Genomic DNA, 21,702 nt, shown 5'->3' on the forward strand with positions numbered 1-21,702 from the left:
ACACCGAGGGCGAGACGCGTGGGGTCACATGGTTTACCGGTTCGGATGATCGCGGTGGATATGGACGGCACTCTGCTGGGTTCGGATGGCAAAGTGAGCGCACGGAACCTCGCGGCGATGAAGGCTGCGGAGCAGGCTGGAGTGGAGGTGGTGGTCGCGACCGGGCGGCGGCACTGCTATGCGATGCGTCAGTTGCGGGGTCTGGGTTTGAACGAGGCGAACGCGCTGGTGAGCTCGAACGGCACGGTGACGCGAACGCTGGGGACGGAGCTGATCGAACGGAATCTGCTGGGCAGGGAGACGGCGCTGTGGTTGTGCGGCCATCTTGGGGAGTTTCGCAATGCGCTGGTGGTGACCTTCGACAAGGTGGGTCCTGATGGCGAGGATGCGCGCGGCGCGCTGGTGGTGGAGCGCTTTGAAGAGCTGAATCACAGCATGGAGAAGTGGATGGCGGCGAACGAGCCGTATATCTCGCACGTCAACCCGATCGAGCTGGCGTTGCCGGGGCCGGAGAGCGGATTGGACGAGGCACCGATCCAGATGATGCTGTGCGGGACGACGGAGCGGATGCGGCGGGCGGAGGCCCGGCTGCTGGAGCATCCCGGCGTATCCGCGGTAGGCGTGGAGATGCAGGAGCGGTCGGCGGGGAAAGAGGTGGCGCTGCACCGGACGGAGTATCCGGGGCGCGACCTGAGCATCGTGGATATTCTTCCGGCTGGGTGCAGCAAGGGCTCGGCGCTGGTGCGGCTGGCGGCGAAGCGCGGGGTGAAGATGCAGGAGCTGTTGGCGATTGGGGATAACTGGAACGACGTTTCGATGCTGGAGGCCGCTGGCCGCGGGGTTTTGATGGCGAACGCTCCGGAGGATCTGAAGGAGCGGGCCGCCGCGATGGGATGGACGCTGGGTGGACGGCATGATGAGGACGGGGTGGCGGTGGCGATTGAGGCGGCTCTGGAAGGGGCGCTCTCCAGTACGCGTTAGTTGCAGGCTTGCACTGGTCCGGCGGTGGTAGGCTTTTAGCGTGGTCTTAAGATTCAGTTCGATTGGGCGCGGTCTCGCGCTGTTGATGGCTCTATGTGCTGCGTGTCCTCTGGTCCGTGCGATGGAGCATGTCACGCTGCGGAATGGGTTTGAACTGGATTGTGTTCGCCGGGAGATATCGGGGGACAAGGTACGGCTGTACTTTGCGACGAACGCTGCTGGCGGTTCTACTTCTGCCGGGGCTTCCGGTTCTGAGGATATGAACTTTCTTGAAGTGGCGGCGGATTCCGTGGTTCGGGTGGAGCCGATTGCGGATGTAGCTCCTTTGCCTTCTGCTGCTACGCCTGCAAAGGCGGCGGGTTCCCTGTTTACGGAGCCGACCAAAGCCGAGTTGCAGGAGATGCTGACGCATGCGGGGGCGGCGCATCATATCGATGCCGACCTGCTGGCCAGCGTGGTGCGGGCCGAGAGTGGCGGGCATGTACGGGCGGTCTCGCGGACCGGCGCTCGGGGGCTGATGCAGTTGATGCCGGGGACGGCGAGCGATCTTGGAGTGCAGGACTCGTTCCAGGCCGACCAGAATATCGCAGGCGGAACGGCGTATCTTGATGCTCTGCTGGTGCGGTATCACGACAATATCGCCCTGGCGCTGGCGGCCTATAACGCCGGGCCGAAGGCGGTGGACCGGTATCGTGGGGTGCCTCCGTATGCCGAGACGCGGGCCTATGTGGCGCGGGTGATACGGGAGTTCAATCGGCGAAAACAGAGCTCGCTGGTGGCGCGGGCGCAGTAAACCTCTTCGTTGCGAGTACATTAGGAGTCGATGAAGAAGCGCGATGGGATTCTCTGGTTCTCGCTGGTGGTGGTGCTGGTTCTGGCTGTGGTGCTGTTCCACGACAAGATCCACTTCGACTGGGAGATGTTCTGGAAGCAGTTGAAGCATGCCAGCCCGTGGCATCTTGGCGCGGGGGTAGCGCTGATCTATGGGACGTACTGGCTGCGCGCGGTCCGATGGTCGGTATTTGTGTCGCCGACGAAGAAGGTGTCGCCCAGTTCCCTGATTGGATCGCAGTTCATCGGATTTACGGCGGTGGCGCTGTTTGGGCGGCTGGCGGACCTGACGCGGCCTTACCTGGTGGCCCGGAGAATCGCGTTGCCGCTTAGCTCGCAGGTGGCGGTGTACACGATTGAGCGGATGTTCGACCTGGGGTCGGCGGCGATTATCTTTTCGAGTGCCCTGGCGTTTACCCCCAAGGATCTGCCGCATCACGATCTGTTCGTTCGGACGGGGCTTTTGAGTCTGGGTGCGACGTTGGCGCTTGCGGTCTTCGCGGTGGTGGTGCGGGTGGCGGGTGCGGCGGTGGCGGGTTTTTCGCGAGTGACGCTGGGGGTGCTCTCCAAGCCGGTGGCGGAGAGTATTGCGACGAAGATTCTGGGCTTTCGCGATGGGCTGAATGCACTCTCGTCGATACGGGACTTTGGAGTGGCGGCGTTGTTGTCGCTGGCGATGTGGGGGATGATCGGCGGGGCGTATCTGCAGACGGTGCACGCGTTCGTCGATACGCCGGAGCTGGCGGGGCTTACCTTTTCGCGCACCATGCTGCTGATGGCGGCGAGCCTGGGTGGATCTCTACTGCAGCTTCCTATCGTTGGATGGTTCACGCAGATTGCAGTAACGGCGGGCACGATGCACGCGCTGTACGGCGCACCGATTGAGGTGGCGACGGCGTGCGGAGCGATGCTGCTGGTGGTGACGATGATCTGCATTATTCCGACGGGACTGGTGTTTGCGCGGGTGGAACATGTGAGCCTCAAGCAGGTGGCGAAGGAGAGCGAAGCCGCCGCGAGCCAGGATGGGGAAGAGATGCCCCGGTAACCACTGCTAGAATCGTTCTATAACGATGAGATGTCCTTACTGTGGTTTTGCCCAGGATCGAGTTGTAGATTCCCGCGAGAGTAAAGAGGCCGATTCCATTCGCCGACGGCGCGAGTGTGAGGGCTGCAATAAGCGCTTTACGACGTACGAGCGGATCGACGAGATTCCGTACATGGTGGTGAAGAAGGATGGACGGCGGGAGAAGTTCGACCGCCAGAAGGTATTGAGCGGGTTACTGCATGCCTGCGAGAAGCGTCCGGTGTCGGCGAGCAAGCTGGAACAGATCGTCGATGAGACGGAAGCTTATGTGGTGGATTCGCCGGAGCGGGAGCGCTCGACCAGCGAGGTCGGCGAGCTGATCATGACGCGATTGAAGGGCATCGACACGGTGGCTTATATCCGTTTTGCGAGCGTGTACCGGGACTTTAAAGACGTTCGCGAGTTCAAGGAAGAGCTTGAAGAACTGCTGAGCAATAGAGACAACCAAAAACGGCGTTAGACCAAGATTTTTATAAGACAACAAACGTTTCGAGGAGAAAGCGATTTCATGGCAACTCAACCAGGTACTGCAAAGCGCACGCATACGATTACATTGATTCCCGGCGACGGGATTGGGCCCGAGGTTTCAGGAGCAGTGGTGGAGATTCTGGAGGCCGCTGGAGCGGCGACCGGAGTCGCGTTCGATTGGCACCGCTTTGCCGCAGGAGCAGAGGCGTTCGAGCAGACGGGCCACTATATTCCGCAGGATCTGTACGACTCCATCGAGGAGAACCGGCTGGCGCTGAAGGGGCCGGTGACGACGCCCATCGGCGGAGGTTTCTCGTCGATCAATGTGACGCTGCGGCAGAAGTTTGAGCTGTTTGCGAACTTCCGTCCGGTGAAGAACCTGCCCGGGCTGCAGACGCGGTATCCGGGGCTGGATCTGATCATCGTGCGCGAGAACATGGAGGATCTGTACGCCGGCCTGGAGCATGTGGTGGTGCCGGGTGTGGTGCAGGCGCTGAAGATCATCACGGAGAAGGGCTCTACCCGCATTGCGAAGTTTGCGTTCGACTACGCACGGAAGCATGACCGGAAGAAGATTCACTCGATCCACAAGGCCAACATCATGAAGCTGTCGGATGGGCTGTTCCTGAGCTGCTGCCGCAAGGTGCGTGAGGGCTTTCCGGAGATCGAGTACCACGAGCACATCGTGGACAACACCTGCATGCAACTGGTGATGAATCCGTTCCAATACGACATTCTGTTGACGGAGAATCTGTACGGCGACATCCTGAGCGATCTTTGCAGCGCGTTTGTGGGTGGGCTTGGGCTGGTTCCGGGAGCGAACCTGGGGACGGAGTGCGCGATCTTCGAAGCAGTGCATGGCTCGGCTCCTGATATCGCGGGTAAGGATATGGCCAACCCTACGGCTCTGCTGCAGAGCGCGGTGCTGATGCTGCACCACATCAACGAGTCGGAGACGGCGGAGCGAGTACAGACCGGACTGGAACAGGTCTATCGCGAGGGCAAGACGCTGACCAAAGACGTTGGCGGCAAGGCAGGGACGAAGGCCTTCGCACAGGCGGTGTTGCAGGCGATGGAGTCTCCAGTGGCGGTTCCTGCTTAATTCGGCTTTGCGCCCGCTGCTTCGACACATCGCGGCCGTTCGTATACCTTTGGGCCCGTGGTTCTGCACGACCGAATACGGAGGCTTTATGAAGCGCATGTACGAGTGGATGGCCGCGGTTGGGCTATCCGGCGCGATGGTGTTGGGGCTGGCGGGCTGCAAGCCCAGTGGAGCGATCAAGCAAGGCGCGGTGCTGGGGAACGGGACGAAGGCGGCGGAGGTCCTGGATCCCGAGACGCTGGGGAGCCTGAGCGGGAAGGTCCGCTTCGAGGGCAAGCCGCCGGCGCGGGTTCGGATCGATATGAGCCAGGACCCGGCGTGTGTCGGGACTGGACAGGAGAACTACTCCGAGCAGTATGTGGTGCACCAGGGGGGATTGGCGAACGTCTACATCTACATGAAGAGTGGACCGGCGGCGGCGTTGGCTGCTCCTCCCACCACCAACAAACCGGTGGTGATGGACCAGAAGGGCTGCCAGTATGCGCCGCATGTCGTGGCGGTGATGCGGAGCGGGATGGTGGAGTTCCGCAGCTCGGATGCGACCATGCACAACATCCATACCCTGCCGGAGGGCGACAGCAGGCAGGTGAACGTGACGCAGCGTCCGAAGGGGACGCCGGAGGTTGTGAGGCTTCAGCAGCCGGAGGTGATGATGCCGGTGCGCTGCGATCTGCATCCGTGGATGACCGGGTTTATCAATGTGTCCGATACGCCGTTTTTCGCGGTGACGGACGAGGATGGCCAGTTCGAGATCGAAGGATTGCCGGAGGGGACTTATGTCTTTGGAGCGGTTCATGAGAGATTGGGTGAGCAGACCCTGACCGTCACGATCGAACCACACGAGACGGGCAAGGCAGATTTCAGATTTGGAATGAAGTAACCCGCGAACTGCGGCATTCGTCTTTGAGGTGATCCTGATGTTGATCCATACTCTGCCGTTCTGGTTTCTGGTGTTTGCGTTGTTTCTACCGCGTGTCGCCCTTCTGGTGGCGTGGCTGCAGACGACGCTGGTCCCGTTCCACCTGGTAGGACTGGTGCCGCTGGTCTTCTGGGTGCTGTTGCCAAGGGCGCTGGTGTGCTATCTGATCTACCTGGATCAGGGCCTGAGCACATGGTTTCTCATCCATCTGATCGTGGCGTTGCTGGTCTGGGGCGGTTCGGGCGGATATCACTCGCGGCGCAGGCGCAGGGACGACTACTAGAGGCGATTTCCGGCCCGATGTGACGGTTTTATGTAGACCGCGTTATTCTTGAGGGATATGGAACGGCGCAAGGTAGGCATACTCGGCGCGACCGGCATGGTCGGGCAGCGATTCATTCAGTTACTGAGCAATCACCCCTGGTTCGAGATTACGTGGCTCGCGGCGAGCGATCGCAGCGCGGGCAAGACGTTCGGCGAGGCGTGCCGGTGGAAGCTGGACACTCCTCTGCCGCCCAAGATCGCCGCGATGACGGTTCAGCCGAACGTTCCGGAGGGCTGCGTCGGGGAGCTGCCGAAGATTATCTTCGCGGCGCTCGACGCCGATATCGCCCGGGAACTGGAGCCGAAGTTTGCCGCGGTGGGCTGCGCGGTGATCTCCAACTCGAGCGCCTTCAGGATGGTGACCGATGTCCCCCTGGTGGTGCCGGAGGTCAATGCGGATCACCTCGAACTGATCGAGCAGCAGAGCTGGCGCAAGGAGAGTGGGGGCTACATCGTCACCAACCCGAACTGCAGCGCGATTGGGCTGGTTCTGGCGTTGAAGCCACTCCAGGAGCGCTTCGGGATCGAGAGCCTGTTTGTGAGCACGATGCAGGCGGTAAGCGGCGCGGGCTATCCGGGCGTGCCTTCGCTGGACATCCTGGGGAACGTCGTCCCGTTCATCAAGAACGAGGAAGAGAAGATGGAAGAGGAGGTCGTCAAGCTGCTGGGCCGGGTAGCAGGCGATCACGTTCAGATGCTGGATGCCAAGTTGAGCGCGCACTGCAACCGTGTCGCGGTTGAAGATGGCCATACGGAGTGCGTCAGCATCAAGCTGCGCACCAAGGCGACCAAGGAGCAGATTCTGGCGGCGTGGAGTGAGTTTACCCCGCTGCGTGGCTTTGCCGGTGGCAAGCCGCTGCCTACGGCTCCCGATCAGCCCATCGAATACGAGGAGACGGTGGACCGTCCGCAGCCCCGGCTGGACCGTATGCGCGGAGCGGGCATGGCTGCTACGGTCGGACGTTTGCGCGAGTGCAGCCTGCTGGATTGGAAGTTTGTCGTACTGTCGCACAACACTATCCGCGGGGCGGCGGGAGCTGCCGTATTGAACGCCGAGGTGCTGGCGCTGCTGGGCAAGCTGGATAAGCTGGGCGTTCCACCACAGCCGATGGCGGTGTTGGCGTGAGTGGAATGCGGGAATTTATCGTAGTCATGAAGTTTGGCGGTACCTCAGTCGAAGATGCCAAGGCGATGGAGCGGACAGCGGCGATCGTCGCGGGCCGCAGGAATCGAGGGCTGGGAGCGGTGGTCGTCGTCTCGGCGATGGCCAAGGTTACGGATCAGTTGCTTTCGGCTGCGGTTGCGGCTGGGCGCGGCGACCGGGCGGGCGCACTGGCGGTCTCGTCGCGGCTGCGCAACCGGCACATCGATACTGCCGCCGACCTGCTGGATGCGGAGCGGCTGCTGAAGCTGCGGGTGACGCTGGATCTGGAGTTCGACGCGCTGGACGATCTGTTGCGCGGCATCGCGGCGGTCGGTGAGCTGACGCCGCGCACAAACGATCTGGTGGTGAGCTTCGGCGAACGGCTTTCGAGCCGCATGGTCGCTGAGGCCTTTGCACAGCGAGGCTTGAACGGCGCGCACGTCGATGCGCGGACCTGCATCATCACCGACACGCACTATGGCAAGGCAGTTCCGCAGGAGGCTGCCATCGAGCAGAAGCTGCTGGCGCTGGTGCTTCCCCTGATCGAGGCCGGTCAGACGCCGGTGATGGGCGGATTTATCGGCTCTACAGCGGAAGGTATTACGACGACGCTGGGACGCGGCGGAAGCGACTACACGGCTGCGCTGGTGGGCGGCGGACTGCACGCCGGAGCCATCGAAATCTGGACGGACGTGAATGGCATCATGACCACCGATCCGCGCATCTGTCCGGACGCGCTGCGGGTGAAGGCCATCAGCTTCGAGGAGGCGGCGGAGCTGGCCTACTTCGGAGCGAAGGTGCTGCATCCGGCGACGATTCTGCCAGCGGTGCAGAAGAGTATTCCGGTGTGGGTGCTGAACTCGCGCAACGCGGAGAACGAAGGGACGAAGATTACGGCGGTGGCTCCGAAGTGTGCGAGCCCCTTCAAGAGCATCGCGGCGAAGAAGCGGCTGACGATCATCGATATCGTCGCGAGCCGGATGTTGATGTCGCACGGTTATCTCAAAGCCGTCTTCGATGTCTTCGACAAGTTTGAGTGTGCGATCGACATGGTCTCGACCAGCGAAGTCAGCATCTCACTGACGGTTGACTCCAACCAGCGGCTTCCGGAGATCTGTGCGGAGCTGGCCAAGATCGCCGATGTAAAGATGGAAGGCCACAAGGCGCTGATCTGCCTGGTGGGAGAGGATATTCGCGGACACAACGGCATCGCGGGGCGCGTCTTCACTGCTGTAAGCCATGTAAATGTCCGAATGATCTCGCAGGGGGCGAGCGAGATCAACATGAGCTTCATGATCGAGGAAGAAGATGTGGAGGAGGCGATTCGCAGCCTTCATGCGGTCTTCTTCGCCGATCCGGATGCAACGGTCTTCGACGTCGCTGCACGGGATGTAGCGGCTGCAGTTCAGGTGGCGAGCAAGGTTTGAGATTAGGAAGGAAGACAATGCGGATTCTGGTTCTGGGACACGGCAAGACGGGCAAGCTGGTGGCACAGGTTGCAGCCGAGCGGAGCCACAGCGTGCATGTACTGGACGCAAAGGAGAATCCCGATGCGATGGCGTTGACACCGCCGTTCGTGGCAGGCTTCGACGTGGTCATCGACTTTACCGCGCCCGAGGCGGTCGTGCAGAACATGCGCGCATGCCTCGCGACCGGCGCGAAGATGGTCGTCGGCACCACCGGCTGGTATGAGAAGCTGCCGGATATGCGAGGTCTGGCGGAGCGCAAGCAGGCCGGGCTACTGTACGGGACGAACTTTTCCATCGGCGTGCAGGTGATGCTGCAACTGGCGACCAAGATGGGTGAGCTGCTGAAGGATGCTGGCTATGCCTTCACCATCGACGAGACCCATCACGTCAGCAAGGTTGACTCGCCCAGCGGCACTGCGCTGACGCTGGCCCAGGCAGTGAAGTCCGGGGGCGGGATCGGCGATGTTCCGATCACCTCGCACCGCGAAGGCGATGCCACTGGAACGCACGTCCTGGCGGCGAAGAGCGAGGCGGATCGCCTGGTGCTGACGCATGAGTCCTACTCGCGGCGCGGCTTTGCAGAGGGTGCGGTCCGGGCGGCGGAGTGGCTTTCGACGCGCACCGGATGCTACGACTTCCAGGATGTGTACACCAAGATCTAGCAGGGGCTGAACCGATGAGCGTGGCAGAGGCAATGATTTCGACGAAGTTTTCCGCACTGACCTTCGACCAGAAGCTGGACCGTCTGGCCGAGGTTGCAGTGAAGATTGGGCTGGGTCTGCGTGCCGGGCAGGAGCTGGTGATGTCGGCTCCCATCGAGGCGTTGCCGCTGGTGCGGCGCATTACGGAGCATGCCTACAAGGTGGGCGCGCTGCTGGTGACGACCTTCTACAGCGACGATCCTTCCGTGCTCTCTCGATTCCAGTACGGCCCCGACGGGAGCTTCGACTATGCACCGGTCTGGCTGCAGGAGGCGATTGCCACGGCGTTCAGGAATGGCGCGGCGCGGCTCGCCATCTCCGGCACCAATCCGGCACTTCTCGCCGGACAGGATCCGACCAAGGTAGCGCGGGCGAATGTGGCCATCTCCAAGGCTTCAAAGCCAGCCATGGAGCTGATTACGCGGCACGAGATCAACTGGACGATCGTGGCCTGCGCGACGTCCGAGTGGGCGAAGCTGGTCTTTCCTGGAGAGCTCGAAGACGTCGCGGTGGCGAAGCTTTGGGAGGCGATCTTCGTCGCCTCGCGCATCGCCGTCGATGATCCGGTCGCCGAGTGGCAGCAGCATGGAGCGCGTCTGAAGCAGCGCGTCGACCTGCTGAATGCGAAGCGCTTCTCTGCCCTGCACTTCAAGTCCGAGGATGGCGGGACCGACCTGACCGTCGGCCTGGCGGACGATCATCTGTGGGCAGGAGGCGGCACGACGGCGGGCAATGGCATCTACTGCCAGCCGAATATCCCGACGGAGGAGTGCTTTACGACTCCGCACAAGGACCGCGTGGATGGAGTCGTGAAGGCCTCGAAGCCGCTCTCTCACCAGGGAACGTTGATCGAGAACATCGCGGTGCGGTTCGAGGGTGGAAGGATCGTGGAAGCGACGGCGACAGCGGGCGAGGACGTTCTGAACCGGCTGATCTCGACCGACGATGGAGCGCGGCGGCTGGGCGAGGTGGCGCTGGTGCCGCACTCTTCTCCGATTGCGCAGAGCGGCGTGCTGTTCTGGAATACGCTCTTCGATGAAAATGCAGCGAGCCATATCGCGCTGGGACAGGCCTATTCGACCTGCCTGATCGGCGGGGACAAGATGGATGCGGCCCAGCTTGCCAAGCTGGGCGCGAACTCCAGCCTGATTCATGTGGACTGGATGATCGGCTCGGGAGAGATGAACGTGGACGGCGTTGCGGCCGATGGCACACACGAGCCGCTGATGCGCCGCGGTGAGTGGGTCTAGCTCCGATTCTGCAAGCTGATTCTGGAGATTCCCAGGCTGCGTTTGCCGCCGAAGTGGCGTGAAACGCCCGTTTGGGCTTTCTGGAACGGGCGTTTAGGCGATTTCGACAAAAATTCCCTAAATTCTTCGGCATTAATAAGAAAATGCGGTAAATTGAATCTCATAGACAGTGCAGATTCGTCTGTAGTGTGTTGCCCCCCAAATTTTCAAGTCGCTGACAGCCACGTCGCTGAGCAGGGAATCGATGTATCCGGTCCGTAGTTGGTACCTGTCTTCGAGCCGAAGGCACTCGTACCTCTGTCGTACAAAGTCATATTCCCATCATCGAAGGCACAGGAGACTTAAATGAATTCCGATCTCAAAAATGGTGTATCGCGCAGAAACTTCATGCGCATTCTTGGAGCAGCCTCGGCAGCGACCACGCTTCCGGCCTTTGCCTCGCAGGCACCTGCCGCAGGGGCAGCCTCCCGACGTGGCGCAGGCGGTATGTCCGACATGGGCGACATGCGTGCGATGCGCAATCCCGACACGGTCATCATCAGCTCGAACGAGAATCCCCTCGGGCCGGCGAAGTCCGCGCTCGATGCCATCTGTACGACCGCTGCCCTGGGTGGACGTTATCACCAGGAGCAGAGCATGGAGACCATCAAGGCCTTCAACCAGATCTTTGCCCTGCCGATGCCCGCGATGGGCAAGCCCGGCTACTCCGCGCTCTTCCCCGGATCGGGTGGACCGCTGGATCTCGCGCTGATGTCGAACATCGGCCCGGACAAGCCGCTCGTCTACGGCGATCCCAGCTACGAGCAGGGCTTCCGCGCCGCCGATGCCATGAAGGCACCGAAGTTCCCCGTTCCGCTGACCAAGACCTACGCGCACGACGTGAAGGCGATGCTCGCGGCCCATCCTTCGCCCGGCGCCTACTACATCGTGAACCCCAACAACCCGACCGGCACGATGACTCCGAAGGCCGATATCGAGTGGCTGCTGGCCAACAAGCCCGCGGGTTCGGTGATTATCGTCGATGAGGCGTATCACCACTTCTCGAACGACGAGTCCTGCATCGACCTGGTTGCAAAGGACAAAGACATCATCGTTCTGCGCACCTTCTCGAAGATCTACGGCATGGCCGGCATTCGCGCTGGCTTTGCGGTGGCTCGTCCTGACCTGCTGCAGAAGTTCCAGACCGTCTCTCCTGCTGGCCGTAGCCTGGCAAGCATCTCCATCACCAGCGCGGCTGCCGCTCGCGCCAGCCTGCAGGATAAGGATCTGGTGCCGCTGCGCCGCAAGATCAATGCGGATATCCGTTCGGAGACGCTGGAGTTCCTGGCGAAGAAGAACTATACGGTTCTGCCGGGCTCGCAGGCCAACTTCTTCATGGTGGACGTAAAGCGTCCGGGCCGCGACTTCGGCGCTGCCATGATGAAGGAGAATATTGCGATCGGCCGCAGCTGGCCCGCGATGCCGAACTACGTTCGCGTCACCGTCGGCACCAAGGATGAGATGACGAAGTTCCAGACGGCGTTCGTAAAGTGCATGGACCAGACTCCGGGAGTCGTCTCCGCCGGTGCGGAGCTGCATCTGCCTGAGTACAACGCACCCTCCGAGCTGTACCGCGGAATGTACGCTTAACTCTGTCTTCCACTTGAACCGAAGGCCCCGGCGGGCGACTGCCGGGGTTTTTCTTTGTCTCACCAAAGCTTTCTCGCTGCCGATGGCGCGGGGAACGATATTTGCCCTCGCCAAACGCGATAGACTTACAGGAATTATGGAACTGATGGGTTGTGGAACGGCACTGGTAACTCCCTTTCGCAGGGACGGCAGTGTGGACGAGCCGGCGCTGCATGCGCTGGTGAACTGGCAGATCGAAAGCGGCATCTCCTTCCTGATCCCCTGCGGGACGACAGGTGAGGCGTCGACTCTTAGCGAGACCGAATGGCTGCGGACCGTGGAGCTGGTGGTAGGGACGGCCGCTGGGCGGATTCCGGTCTTTGCGGGCTGTACTCACAACGCAACTCACGAGGTCGTGGCGAGGGCGCGCAAGCTGTCGCGGGTGCACGGACTCGATGGCATTCTGACCGCGAATCCGTACTACAACCGGCCCGGGCAGGAGGGACAGTACCAGCACTTCCGCGCCATTGCAGAGGCGGCGGAGCTTCCGGTGCTGCTGTACAACATCCCTGGGCGCACGGGAGTGAACCTGGAGCCGGCGACGGTGCTGCGGCTGGCCGAGATCGACAACATCATCGGCATCAAGGAGTCGAGTGGGAACATCGCTCAGATTACGGAGCTGATCACGAGCGTTCCGCGCAACTTCAAGGTCTTCGCAGGTGACGACAGCGTGGCGTTGCCGGTGATCGCGCTGGGCGGAGCAGGACTGATCTCGGTGGCGTCGAACGCCATTCCGGCGCAGATGGCGGCGATGGTCGACTCGGCGCTCGAAGAGGACTGGACCGAGGCGAGGCGGATCAACCGGCGATTCTTCCGGCTGATGCAGGCGCACTTCTGGGAGGCGAGTCCAGGACCGATCAAGGCAGTCCTGGAGCTGTTGGGACGCTGCGAGAACGTGCTGCGTCTGCCGATGGTGCCAGTTTCGTCCAGCACGCGGCGCAAGCTGGAGACCATGGTGGGCGAACTGGGATTGCTGGCGACTGCGCCTTCCAACGGCGAAGATCTGCGGATGTTTTAGCCCGCGAACAAACCATCTAGAAGAACAGGAAGAGACTTTTGAGCGACAACTTGCAGGAAAAGATTGAGCATTGGTTTGCCCAGGGGGCAGCCGCGATTGGGAACGCAGAGGCAGAGGCGGCGTTTCATGAGCTCCGCAACGGGCTGGAGGCTGGTACGCTCCGCTCGGCAGAGCCGGACGATTCCCTCGCCCTCGGCTGGCGGGTGAATGCGTGGGTGAAGCGGGGAATCCTTCTTGGCTTCCGTCTCGGGTCGATGGTCGAGATGGGAGGGTCCGAAGGACTCTCGTTCGTGGATAAGGCGACCTATCCCGCACGGCGCTTTGCCATCACCGACGGAGTGCGAGTCGTTCCCGGAGGCTCGAGCGTCCGTAGCGGTGCGTACGTCTCCAAGGGCGTGGTGGTGATGCCACCTGCTTACGTCAACGTCGGCGCTTACGTCGACGAGGGAACGATGGTCGACTCGCACGCGCTGGTTGGGAGCTGCGCGCAGATCGGCAAGCGTGTCCATCTCTCCGCCTCGGCGCAGATCGGCGGCGTGCTGGAGCCGGTGAACGCCTCGCCAGTGATCATCGAAGATGATGCGCTGATCGGCGGCAATACCGGCGTCTACGAAGGCACAATCGTGCGCCGACGCGCTGTGCTGGCGGCGGGAACGATCCTGACCCGCGGCACTCCGGTCTATGACCTGGTGCGCGGCGAGATCTACAAGGCGACGGCGGAGACTCCCTTGATCATCCCGGAGGGCGCGGTCGTGGTTCCCGGCTCGCGCGCGGTCACCTCCGGCAAAGGCGCGGAGTGGGGACTTTCGGTCGCGACTCCGGTGATCGTCAAGTACCGCGACGAGAAGACCGAGCTTTCTCTCGCGCTCGAAGACCTGCTCCGCTAGAGCAATGCGGCCGTGCTCAATGCGCGTCCGCCTGCTTCGCCGGGATCGACGGCGTCGCGGAGAAGAGTGTCACCAAGCCTTCGGCTATTGTCGGATGGGTGACGATGAGCGACCGAATCGCCGTATAGGGTAGTCCGTTGACCATCGCCAGTTGGATGGTCGGAAGTAGTTCTCCCATTCCTGTCCCGAAGGCCGTGAAGCCGAGGATCGCGTCGCTCTCTTTCGCGATGAGCGCTTTCATAAAGCCGCGCGTCTCGGAGAGGGTGCGTGCGCGGAGGATCGCCAGCGTGGGGATCTTCACCAGGCGATAGGCGATTCCCTGCTGGGCTGCTTCGGTCTCCGTGAGGCCGACGTGAGCCAGTTCCGGGTCGGTGAAGGTGCAGGAGGGCACCTGTCGGCCAGCGGTGGTGCGATTGCCTCCAGCGAGGTTGTCGCGAACGACGCGGAAGTCGTCGAAGGAGATGTGGGTGAAGTGCGGCGAGCCCGCGCAGTCTCCCATGGCCCAGACGTTGGGCGCGGAGGTCTCCAGCCGATCGTTCACCTGGATGTGGCCGCTTGATGTGGTCTTCACTCCCACGAGGTCGAGTCCGATGCCTTGGGTGTTGGGCGTTCGGCCTGTCGCGACGAGCAGATGCGAACCTTCCAGAACCGAATCTCCGGTTGCGTGCGTCAGGTGCAGCGAGACCTTGGTCCCGGAGAGGCCTTCGACTCGGCTGATCCTGGCGCTGGTCACGATGTCGATGCCTTCGTCGTAAAAGAGCTGCTGCAATGCCTCGGAGACGTCGAGATCTTCGCGGTGAACGAGGCGGGGGTTCCGCTCGACGATGGTGACGCGAGCGCCGAAGCGACGCATCGCCTGGGCGAACTCGAGGCCGACGAATCCGCCGCCGAGGATGATCAGGTGCTCCGGCAGAACGTCCAGTCTCAGCGCTTCGACGTGGGTGAGCGGCTTTGCCTCCGCGAGGCCGGGGATAGGGTCGATGGTGGCGCGGGAGCCAGTGTCGACGAAGATCTTGTCGGCGGTCAGCGTTCGGGTTCCTCCGGCGTGCAAGTCCACTTCGATGGTACGTTCGGCGACGAAGCGGCCAAATCCCATCACGATCTCGGTCTTGCTCTTGGTGAAGTTTCCAAGATGGACCTGATGGAGGTCGTCGACCATCTTCTGGCGGCGAGCGTCGACGCCCGCCATCTCGACGTGCCAATCTCCGTGCGCTATCCCGAACTCCTTGCCGCGCTGGAAGTAGGAGGCGACCTTGGCGCTGTGGATGACGTTCTTCGTCGGCAGACAGGCGACGTTGGGACAAGCTCCGCCGATGTCGTCCTTCTCGATTGCGGCGACGCGCTGGCCCTGGCCGCCGAGGTGCCAGGACAGATACTTGCCGGCCTCTCCAGTGCCTAGAATGATCGCGTCGAAGTGTTCTGTGTTCGCCATTGTTGCCTCTCTGCTGGGCAGGTTCCATCTCTCGCAGACGTCCTTTTGGAGGTCCCAACCATGAGATATTACGTCACGCTTAGGCTGGTTTTAGCAAACGGGAACGGCGAGCGCTTTGAGCGGCTCGGATTCGCACTTTCTAAAGGACATTTCGTTGCCAGTGCTAAGATTGAGCATTGATGGCTAACGATAAGTTGAAGATGATACCGCTGGGGGGCCTCGGCGAGTTCGGTATGAACTGCATGGCTCTCCGCTGGCAAGATGACATTATTGTCATCGATGCCGGTCTGATGTTTCCTGAAGAAGAGTTGCTGGGTGTTGACATTGTTGTCCCGGACATCAGCTACCTGACTGAAAACCGGAGTAAAGTCCGCGCAATCCTGTTGACCCACGGGCACGAAGACCACATCGGTGGCCTGCCCTGGATACTCTCTGAACTTAACGTTCCCGTCTACGGGACCGAGTTCACCCTCGCCTACGTCGAGGGCAAGCTCGAAGAGCACCGGCTGCTCGATGACGCCGACCTGATCGAGATGCTGCCCGGCAAGCGCTTTACGCTGGGGCCGTTCTCCATCATGCCCATCCGGGTGACGCACTCGCTGGTGGACTGCGTCGCTTTGGCGATCCATACGCCTGTGGGCGTCATTCTCCACACGGGCGACTTTAAGATCGATCTTTCACCGCCGGACGGCAAGGCCTTCGATCTTCACGCCTTTGCGGAGCTGGGCAAGCAGGGCGTTCTGGCGCTGCTGCAGGACTCCACCAACGTCGACCGTCCCGGCTACACGCCGAGCGAGCGGGCGGTTCGTCCTCGGCTGGACGAGATCTTTACCCAGGCCAAGAAGAAGCTGTTCTTTAGCTGCTTCTCCTCCTCGATCCACCGCATTCGGGTGGCGATGGAGCTGGCTCACCAGCATGGCCGCAAGGTCGCGGTGATCGGGCGCTCGCTGGATAACTCGACCGAGATCGCGCAGGACCTTGGCTATCTGGATCTTCCTGCGGGGTTGATCATCAATCCGGGGCAGATCAAGGAGATGCCGGCGAACAAGGTTTGCGTCCTGATCAGCGGAACGCAGGGCGAGCCGATGAGCGCGTTGAGCCGCGCCGCGGTGAACAACCACAAGTTCGCCCGCATCGACGCCGGCGACACCGTGCTGCTTAGCTCGCGCGTGATTCCGGGCAACGAGAAGTCCATCTACCGGATGATCGACCACCTGGAGCGCCGCGACGCCAAGGTGATCCACGACGATGGTACGCAGGGCCTGATCCACGTCAGCGGACATGGCAGCCAGGAAGAGCTGCGACTGATGATTAATCTCGTCCGTCCCAAGTTCTTCATTCCGGTGCACGGCGACTACCGTCACCTGAAGCGTCACGCGGAGCTGGCCGCCGGCATGGGCATCGTCGAGAAGGCGATCATGCTGGAGGACGGTGAGGTCCTGGAGTTCGACAAGACGACTGCCACCAAGACTGGCAAGGTCACGGTGGGACGCGTCTGTATCGACTCCGGCGGCACGTCCACCGATGTGGTGGAAGATGTCGTCATCCGCGACCGCAAGCATCTGAGCGAGGATGGCATTGTGCTGCCGATCATCGCGATCAACCGTCGAACGGGCAAGCTGGAGAATACGCCTGAGATCGTGATCCGCGGCATGGCCATCGACGACGAGAAGATGATCGCCGAGGCACGACAGATCGTGCAGCGGACGCTCGACTCTTCGGGTCCTGAAGAGAAGGCCGACTATGGCGTGATCAAGGAAAAGATTCGCAACGACCTGAAGCGCTACATCCAGAAGAGCACCAGCCGCCGGCCTTTGATCATGCCGGTGATTCTGGAGCTTTGATCGGGTTTGCCGTCAACGCTTGTCTAGAAGAGCGCTCCTTTGGGGCGCTCTTCCTGCTTAAACTTCAGTTCGCTCCGGTCCGGGGGGTGCCCCCCCCTTGCCTAGGCGTAAACGGAGCTATGGCAACGAGATACGCGGGGCGACCCGCGGCAAGTTCTTCCAAATAAAAGGCTTGCGGCCAAATATGTGCAATCACTTGGGTTAAGGTACTGAACTGTTTTAAAGAGCGAAACCCCGGTTGGCCGGGGTTTTGTTTTTCTGCTGCTGTTTCTATTTTATCGAGTGGCGCATAACTAACATGCCACTTTGTTTTATTTATTATCTGGTTTGTTTTTATGGGCTTAGAGGATTTTACCGGCTTTTGAGGGCTTGACAGCGTTTTTCGATCTTCCCAAGGCGGATGTGTTGCATTGCCTGGTAATTTTCTTGTTTCGCGGTGACTGCCTTGGAAAGAGATAATGGAGCGATATGAGCGAGTTCGTTACGTTGGACGAGATACGCGCGGCAGAGAAGCGCATTGCGGGAGTGGCGGTTCGAACCCCATTATACAGGGTGGAGCGGGCGCGGCTGCGGATGACGAAGTTTGCAGAGCCGGTCTTCGATCTCTACATCAAAGCGGAGAGTGAGCAGCCTATTGGCAGCTTCAAGCTGCGAGGCGCGTACAACATGGTGGCGCAGTTGGCTCCGGAGGTTTTGAAGCGCGGGGTGATCACCTACTCCAGCGGCAACCATGCGCAGGGCGTGGCATACGCAGCGCGAGCGCTGGGGACCAAGGCCGTGATCGTGATGCCGGATAACGCCCCGGAGGTGAAGAAGGTGGCCACGGAGGCGCTGGGCGCGGAGATTGTGCTGGTGGGGCCGGCTTCGTCGGAGCGCAGGATCAAGGCGGAGGAGCTGGCGGAGGAGTTCGGCTATGCGATGATTCCGCCGTACGATCATCCACACATCATCGCGGGGCAGGCGACGTGCGGGCTGGAGATCGTCGAGCAACTTCCGGATGTCGATGTGATTCTGTCGCCGGTGAGCGGCGGCGGGTTGTTGAGTGGGACTGCCACGGCGGTGAAGTTGGCGGCTGAGGCAGGACTGGCGAAGCCCGGCGTGAAGGTGTGGGGCGCGGAGCCCGCGCTGGCGGCGGATGCGAAGGAGAGCTTCGAGACGAAGAGGCTGGTGGAGTGGCCTGCGGCGATGACGACACGCACTATTGGCGACGGTCTGCGCACGCAGAGCCTGGGCGCGCTGAACTTCGAGCATGTGCTGCGCTACGTCGATGGGATTTGCACGGTGAGCGAGGACGAGATCTTTGCAGCGATGCGGCTGATGCTGACGATCACGAAGCTGGTGCCGGAGCCGAGCGGCGCGGTTACGCTGGCGGCAGCGCTCTTCCACGCGGAGGAGATCGGTCTGGACAAGGTTCGCAAGGTCGCAGTTATTCTGAGCGGAGGCAATCTGGAGCCAGCGTTGAAGGACCGGCTGGAGCGGGAGCTGGCGGCTGCGCAGGCCAGTTGAGCGGCCGGCGCTGTGCACTTTCTCCAAAGCTAGAAGAAGCGTCTAATGAAGCAGCTCCAACCCCCTGCTCCTTCGAGGTTCTGATGTTTATGCGTGAACGCCATTTGAGACGATCTGCCTGCTGTGCTGCCTTGCTTGCGGTTGCGTGCTTTTCTTCCACCTCGCCTGCGCAGAAGAAGAAGGATAATCGCTCCGGCTATGACCGCTCGGCGCGGGCGACGCTGCTGCATGAGGCGATCGTGTATGTCGCCGCGGACCCAGAGAGCCAGAGGGTCTCGCTGGTGACGCCGGGCCACGAGGTGGTGATCGTGGATCACAGCGGACCGTGGGTGAAGGTCTTTGCCAATACGGATGTGGAAGAGGATCCGGATGAGGACTCGAAGCCGATCTTTGGGGATGAGGACAATGTGACGCCGGCCTCGGGCTGGATTCGCGATAAGGGCGTCGTGACTCCGACGACGCCTGGAGGCGATGCGATTCTGTTTGGCGCGGCGGCGAACCTGGAGGAGCTGGCGTCGCAGCCTCATGCTCCCAAGGGTGCGGCTGGGGCGGCGCATATGCTCTACCGACGGGCGGCGGACTACTTTCCGGACTCGCCGCTGGCGGCGGAGGCGGCGTGGCGGTCGGCGGATGTGCGGTGGCAGATCGAGCGTCTGGATACGCGGTCGCTGCCCTCTGCGAAGGAGCAGGAGGCGTATCTTCGGCCGCAGATCTACGACACCGATATGAAGCGGATTATCAAGGCCTATCCGGGCAGCAAGTACGCCGCGCAGGCCGCGTTCGAGATGTTGGATAACAAGCTCTGCGGGGATTGGCAGGGGTTGCCGAAGTGTCCGGAGATGGAGACCGGGCTGTATGAGAAGTATGCGCAGCAGTTTCCCGATGGGCCGAAGACGGCGGAGGCGCTATACAACGCGGCCTACCGGCAGGGCGTTGTGGTGACGATGTATACCGTCGAAGAGAACAAGAAGAAGGCCGATGCGGCGAATGCTCATCTTCAATCGATCGCACAGCAGATGAAGGCAAAGTTTCCCCAGTCGGATTACTCAGCTCGAGCGGCTAGCATTGCTTATCGGGTGCAGCAGGGGATTCCAATCTATGGGACTGATCGCGACTAATGACTGATCTGAACCAAGAGCTGACGGCTGCTGCGCAGGTGCTGGTTCGGCGGGTGACGGTGGAGGATGCGGAGGCGGTGGCTGCGTTGAGCGTGCAGCTTGGGTATGAGGCTTCGGGGGTGGAGCTGCGCGAGCGGATCGAGAGGCTGGCGAGCTGCCAGGAGAGCCAGGCGGTCTTTGTGGCTTGTATGGAGGCTCGGCTGGTGGGCTGGATCGAGGTGGCCATTACTTACCATCTGCAGTCCGCGCCGTTTGTGCTGATCGGCGGGCTGGTAGTGCAGGAGGGGCTGCGCGGCGCGGGGATTGGCAGACGGCTGTGCGAGGAGGCTGAGGCGTGGACTCGTGCGCGGGGCATCAAGGTTTTGCGGGTTACTTCGCGGAGTACACGCTTCGATACGCATCGTTTCTACCTGCGGGATGGCTTCACGGAGGTGAAGACGTCGAAGGTATTCGAGAAGCTTCTCGACTGATTGATTCATCTTCGTTCATCTTCCTCTCTGTGCCGTCCGTTTAGGATAGGAGGATGTCGATCTTTCATGTAATTGTCCTGGCTGTCGTGCAGGGCCTGGCTGAACTTCTGCCGGTCTCCAGCTCTGCACATGTGGTCGTCGCGGAGAAGCTGATGGGGCTGGACCCCTCCTCGCCGCAGATGACGTTGTTGCTTGTCATGCTGCATACCGGCACGATGTTCGCTGTCATCGTCTACTTTTGGAACCAGTGGAAGAGGGCTTACTTCTCGAGCTCCGATGCGTTCCAGCGATTTGCGGTGCGGGTGATCTGGGCTACGGCGCTGACTGGGGTTCTTGGGGAGCTGATCAAGAAGGTGATTGAGAAGACTCTGTTCAAAGGAGCCGAGAAGGCAGAGATCGAACAACTGTTTGGGCGGCTGGATCTGATTGCCCCGGCGCTGCTGGCTGCGGGGATTCTGATCCTGATCGCTGGATTGCTGGAGAAGCGGCAGATGCTGGGAGCGGCTCCGAAGATCAACAGCACGCTGGGGCTGGGTGAGGGCAGCGTCACGATGCGGCAGGCGGGATGGATGGGAGCCGTGCAAGGGCTGGCACTTCCCTTCCGTGGGTTTTCGCGTTCGGGCTCGACGATCTCGGCTGGAATGCTGGTGGGGGCGTCGAAGGAGCGGGCGGAGCGGTTCAGCTTTGCGCTGGCTGTGGTATTGACTCCCGCGGTTGTGGGGCTAGAGGCGCTGCGGCTGGTGAAGGCGTCGCATGAGGCTACGGCTTCGGGCGTTCCGATCGATCTGCATGCCAGCCTTGTGACGAGTCTGCTGGGGATGGTGTTTTCATTCTTTGCCGGACTGGTGGCGCTGAGGTGGCTGAGCAGCTGGCTGGAGCAGGGCCGCTGGTATCTGTTTGGGATCTACTGCATTGTGGCTTCGTTCGTGGTGTTCTATCTGCACCATGTAGGCTACTGAAGATGTCTCGCCAGAGGGTGCGGGCTGCGGGTGTAGAGCCATGCCCAGAGGATCATGGGGATCTGCAGTGGCACACGCAGCCACTGCGCCCAGCTCTGGCCTAAGACACCAGGGAAATTCAGGTGGGCCATTGCCATGTACACGTTGGCGGGCCAGACGGCGATGAGGAGCGCTACCAATCCCCACGCGGCTGCTCGGCGGGTGGAGTCGACGAGCAGGCCGATTCCGCCCAGAAGTTCCGCGATGCCGCTTATCTGAACCAGCAGGAGCGGTTGAGGGAGCTGGGGCGGCATGATCTTCATGTAGGCGTCAGAGACGGCGAAGTGCAGGACTCCGCTTCCGATGAAGACAATCGACAGAAAGATTCTTCCGAGCCCCGCACTCTCGCTTGCGCGATCTTCGAGAATGACGCCCAATCGCGTTCCTTCCATAAGAACTGACGGGCCGGCAGTGGATTCTGCCGGCCCAATCGTAGACTTCCGCCCTAAATCTTACAGATGTAAACGCTGAATTTGCTACTTAGTATT

The 21,702-nt window shown here is 61.4% G+C and carries 21 protein-coding genes; 19 read left to right on the top strand and 2 right to left on the bottom strand.

Features of this window, described 5'->3' with window-relative positions; translation table 11 throughout:
• Positions 1-18: 18 nt before the first annotated feature.
• The 14 genes from HB393_RS07700 (at position 19) to HB393_RS07765 (ending at position 13,846) form a co-directional block, all read left to right on the top strand.
• A complete protein-coding gene (locus HB393_RS07700) occupies positions 19-981 on the top strand; it encodes an HAD hydrolase family protein (protein ID WP_345945086.1) in 963 nt (320 codons plus the stop codon).
• A 40-nt stretch (positions 982-1,021) separates the two neighbouring features.
• A complete protein-coding gene (locus HB393_RS07705; protein WP_345945087.1) occupies positions 1,022-1,774 on the top strand; it encodes a lytic transglycosylase domain-containing protein in 753 nt (250 codons plus the stop codon).
• Between the two features lie 30 nt (positions 1,775-1,804).
• The gene (locus HB393_RS07710; RefSeq protein ID WP_213804594.1) at positions 1,805-2,857 is read left to right on the top strand and encodes a lysylphosphatidylglycerol synthase transmembrane domain-containing protein; all 1,053 of its coding nucleotides are present in this window, start codon (positions 1,805-1,807) and stop codon (positions 2,855-2,857) included.
• Between the two features lie 25 nt (positions 2,858-2,882).
• Positions 2,883-3,356 carry a transcriptional regulator NrdR gene (nrdR, locus tag HB393_RS07715; RefSeq protein WP_213804595.1) on the top strand — a complete coding sequence of 158 codons (474 nt, stop codon included), beginning with the start codon at positions 2,883-2,885 and terminating at the stop codon, positions 3,354-3,356.
• 48 nt (positions 3,357-3,404) lie between these two features.
• Entirely contained in the window at positions 3,405-4,466 is a 1,062-nt protein-coding gene (locus HB393_RS07720; RefSeq protein ID WP_213804596.1) for an isocitrate/isopropylmalate dehydrogenase family protein, read from the top strand.
• Between the two features lie 88 nt (positions 4,467-4,554).
• On the top strand, positions 4,555-5,346 hold the full coding sequence (locus HB393_RS07725) for a hypothetical protein (protein ID WP_255550905.1): 792 nt from the start codon (positions 4,555-4,557) through the stop codon (positions 5,344-5,346).
• A gap of 37 nt (positions 5,347-5,383) precedes the next feature.
• Positions 5,384-5,668, top strand: coding sequence for a hypothetical protein (locus HB393_RS07730; RefSeq protein ID WP_213804597.1), 285 nt, complete (start codon positions 5,384-5,386; stop codon positions 5,666-5,668).
• A 57-nt stretch (positions 5,669-5,725) separates the two neighbouring features.
• Complete coding sequence (gene asd / locus HB393_RS07735; RefSeq protein ID WP_213804598.1) at positions 5,726-6,835, top strand: aspartate-semialdehyde dehydrogenase; 1,110 nt, start codon at positions 5,726-5,728, stop codon at positions 6,833-6,835.
• Between the two features lie 5 nt (positions 6,836-6,840).
• Positions 6,841-8,280: a lysine-sensitive aspartokinase 3 gene (gene lysC / locus HB393_RS07740; RefSeq protein ID WP_255550906.1), complete on the top strand. Its 1,440-nt coding sequence runs from the start codon at positions 6,841-6,843 to the stop codon at positions 8,278-8,280.
• A gap of 17 nt (positions 8,281-8,297) precedes the next feature.
• On the top strand, positions 8,298-8,984 hold the full coding sequence (locus HB393_RS07745) for a dihydrodipicolinate reductase C-terminal domain-containing protein (protein WP_213804599.1): 687 nt from the start codon (positions 8,298-8,300) through the stop codon (positions 8,982-8,984).
• A 14-nt stretch (positions 8,985-8,998) separates the two neighbouring features.
• Entirely contained in the window at positions 8,999-10,273 is a 1,275-nt protein-coding gene (locus HB393_RS07750) for an aminopeptidase (RefSeq protein WP_213804600.1), read from the top strand.
• A 345-nt stretch (positions 10,274-10,618) separates the two neighbouring features.
• On the top strand, positions 10,619-11,902 hold the full coding sequence (locus HB393_RS07755) for an aminotransferase class I/II-fold pyridoxal phosphate-dependent enzyme (RefSeq protein WP_213804601.1): 1,284 nt from the start codon (positions 10,619-10,621) through the stop codon (positions 11,900-11,902).
• Positions 11,903-12,038: 136 nt separating this feature from the next.
• A complete protein-coding gene (gene dapA / locus HB393_RS07760; RefSeq protein ID WP_213804602.1) occupies positions 12,039-12,959 on the top strand; it encodes a 4-hydroxy-tetrahydrodipicolinate synthase in 921 nt (306 codons plus the stop codon).
• Between the two features lie 38 nt (positions 12,960-12,997).
• Entirely contained in the window at positions 12,998-13,846 is an 849-nt protein-coding gene (locus HB393_RS07765; protein WP_213804603.1) for a 2,3,4,5-tetrahydropyridine-2,6-dicarboxylate N-succinyltransferase, read from the top strand.
• Between the two features lie 16 nt (positions 13,847-13,862).
• On the opposite strand, the gene HB393_RS07770 is transcribed toward HB393_RS07765, so the two are convergent.
• Positions 13,863-15,278 (bottom strand): FAD-dependent oxidoreductase, encoded by a 1,416-nt coding sequence (locus HB393_RS07770; protein ID WP_213804604.1) that lies wholly within the window; start codon positions 15,276-15,278, stop codon positions 13,863-13,865.
• Between the two features lie 179 nt (positions 15,279-15,457).
• Between HB393_RS07770 and HB393_RS07775 the strand changes: the two genes are divergently transcribed.
• From HB393_RS07775 to HB393_RS07795, 5 genes are all read left to right on the top strand, one after another.
• Entirely contained in the window at positions 15,458-17,122 is a 1,665-nt protein-coding gene (locus HB393_RS07775; RefSeq protein WP_213804605.1) for a ribonuclease J, read from the top strand.
• A gap of 468 nt (positions 17,123-17,590) precedes the next feature.
• Positions 17,591-18,628, top strand: a complete 1,038-nt coding sequence (locus tag HB393_RS07780; RefSeq protein WP_213804606.1) for a threonine/serine dehydratase — start codon at positions 17,591-17,593, stop codon at positions 18,626-18,628.
• A gap of 89 nt (positions 18,629-18,717) precedes the next feature.
• Entirely contained in the window at positions 18,718-19,746 is a 1,029-nt protein-coding gene (locus HB393_RS07785) for a hypothetical protein (RefSeq protein ID WP_255550907.1), read from the top strand.
• Positions 19,746-20,216 carry a GNAT family N-acetyltransferase gene (locus tag HB393_RS07790; RefSeq protein WP_213804607.1) on the top strand — a complete coding sequence of 157 codons (471 nt, stop codon included), beginning with the start codon at positions 19,746-19,748 and terminating at the stop codon, positions 20,214-20,216. Before HB393_RS07785 ends, HB393_RS07790 begins: the two co-directional genes overlap by 1 nt.
• Positions 20,217-20,269: 53 nt before the next feature.
• Entirely contained in the window at positions 20,270-21,175 is a 906-nt protein-coding gene (locus tag HB393_RS07795) for an undecaprenyl-diphosphate phosphatase (RefSeq protein ID WP_213804608.1), read from the top strand.
• Here the strand turns inward: HB393_RS07795 and HB393_RS07800 are convergent.
• Complete coding sequence (locus HB393_RS07800; RefSeq protein WP_255550908.1) at positions 21,169-21,591, bottom strand: DoxX family membrane protein; 423 nt, start codon at positions 21,589-21,591, stop codon at positions 21,169-21,171. The two genes, HB393_RS07795 and HB393_RS07800, sit on opposite strands and share 7 nt — an antisense overlap.
• Between the last annotated feature and the right edge of the window lie 111 nt (positions 21,592-21,702).

The organism is Granulicella sp. dw_53, assembly GCF_018449545.1.
GTDB lineage: Bacteria > Acidobacteriota > Terriglobia > Terriglobales > Acidobacteriaceae > Edaphobacter.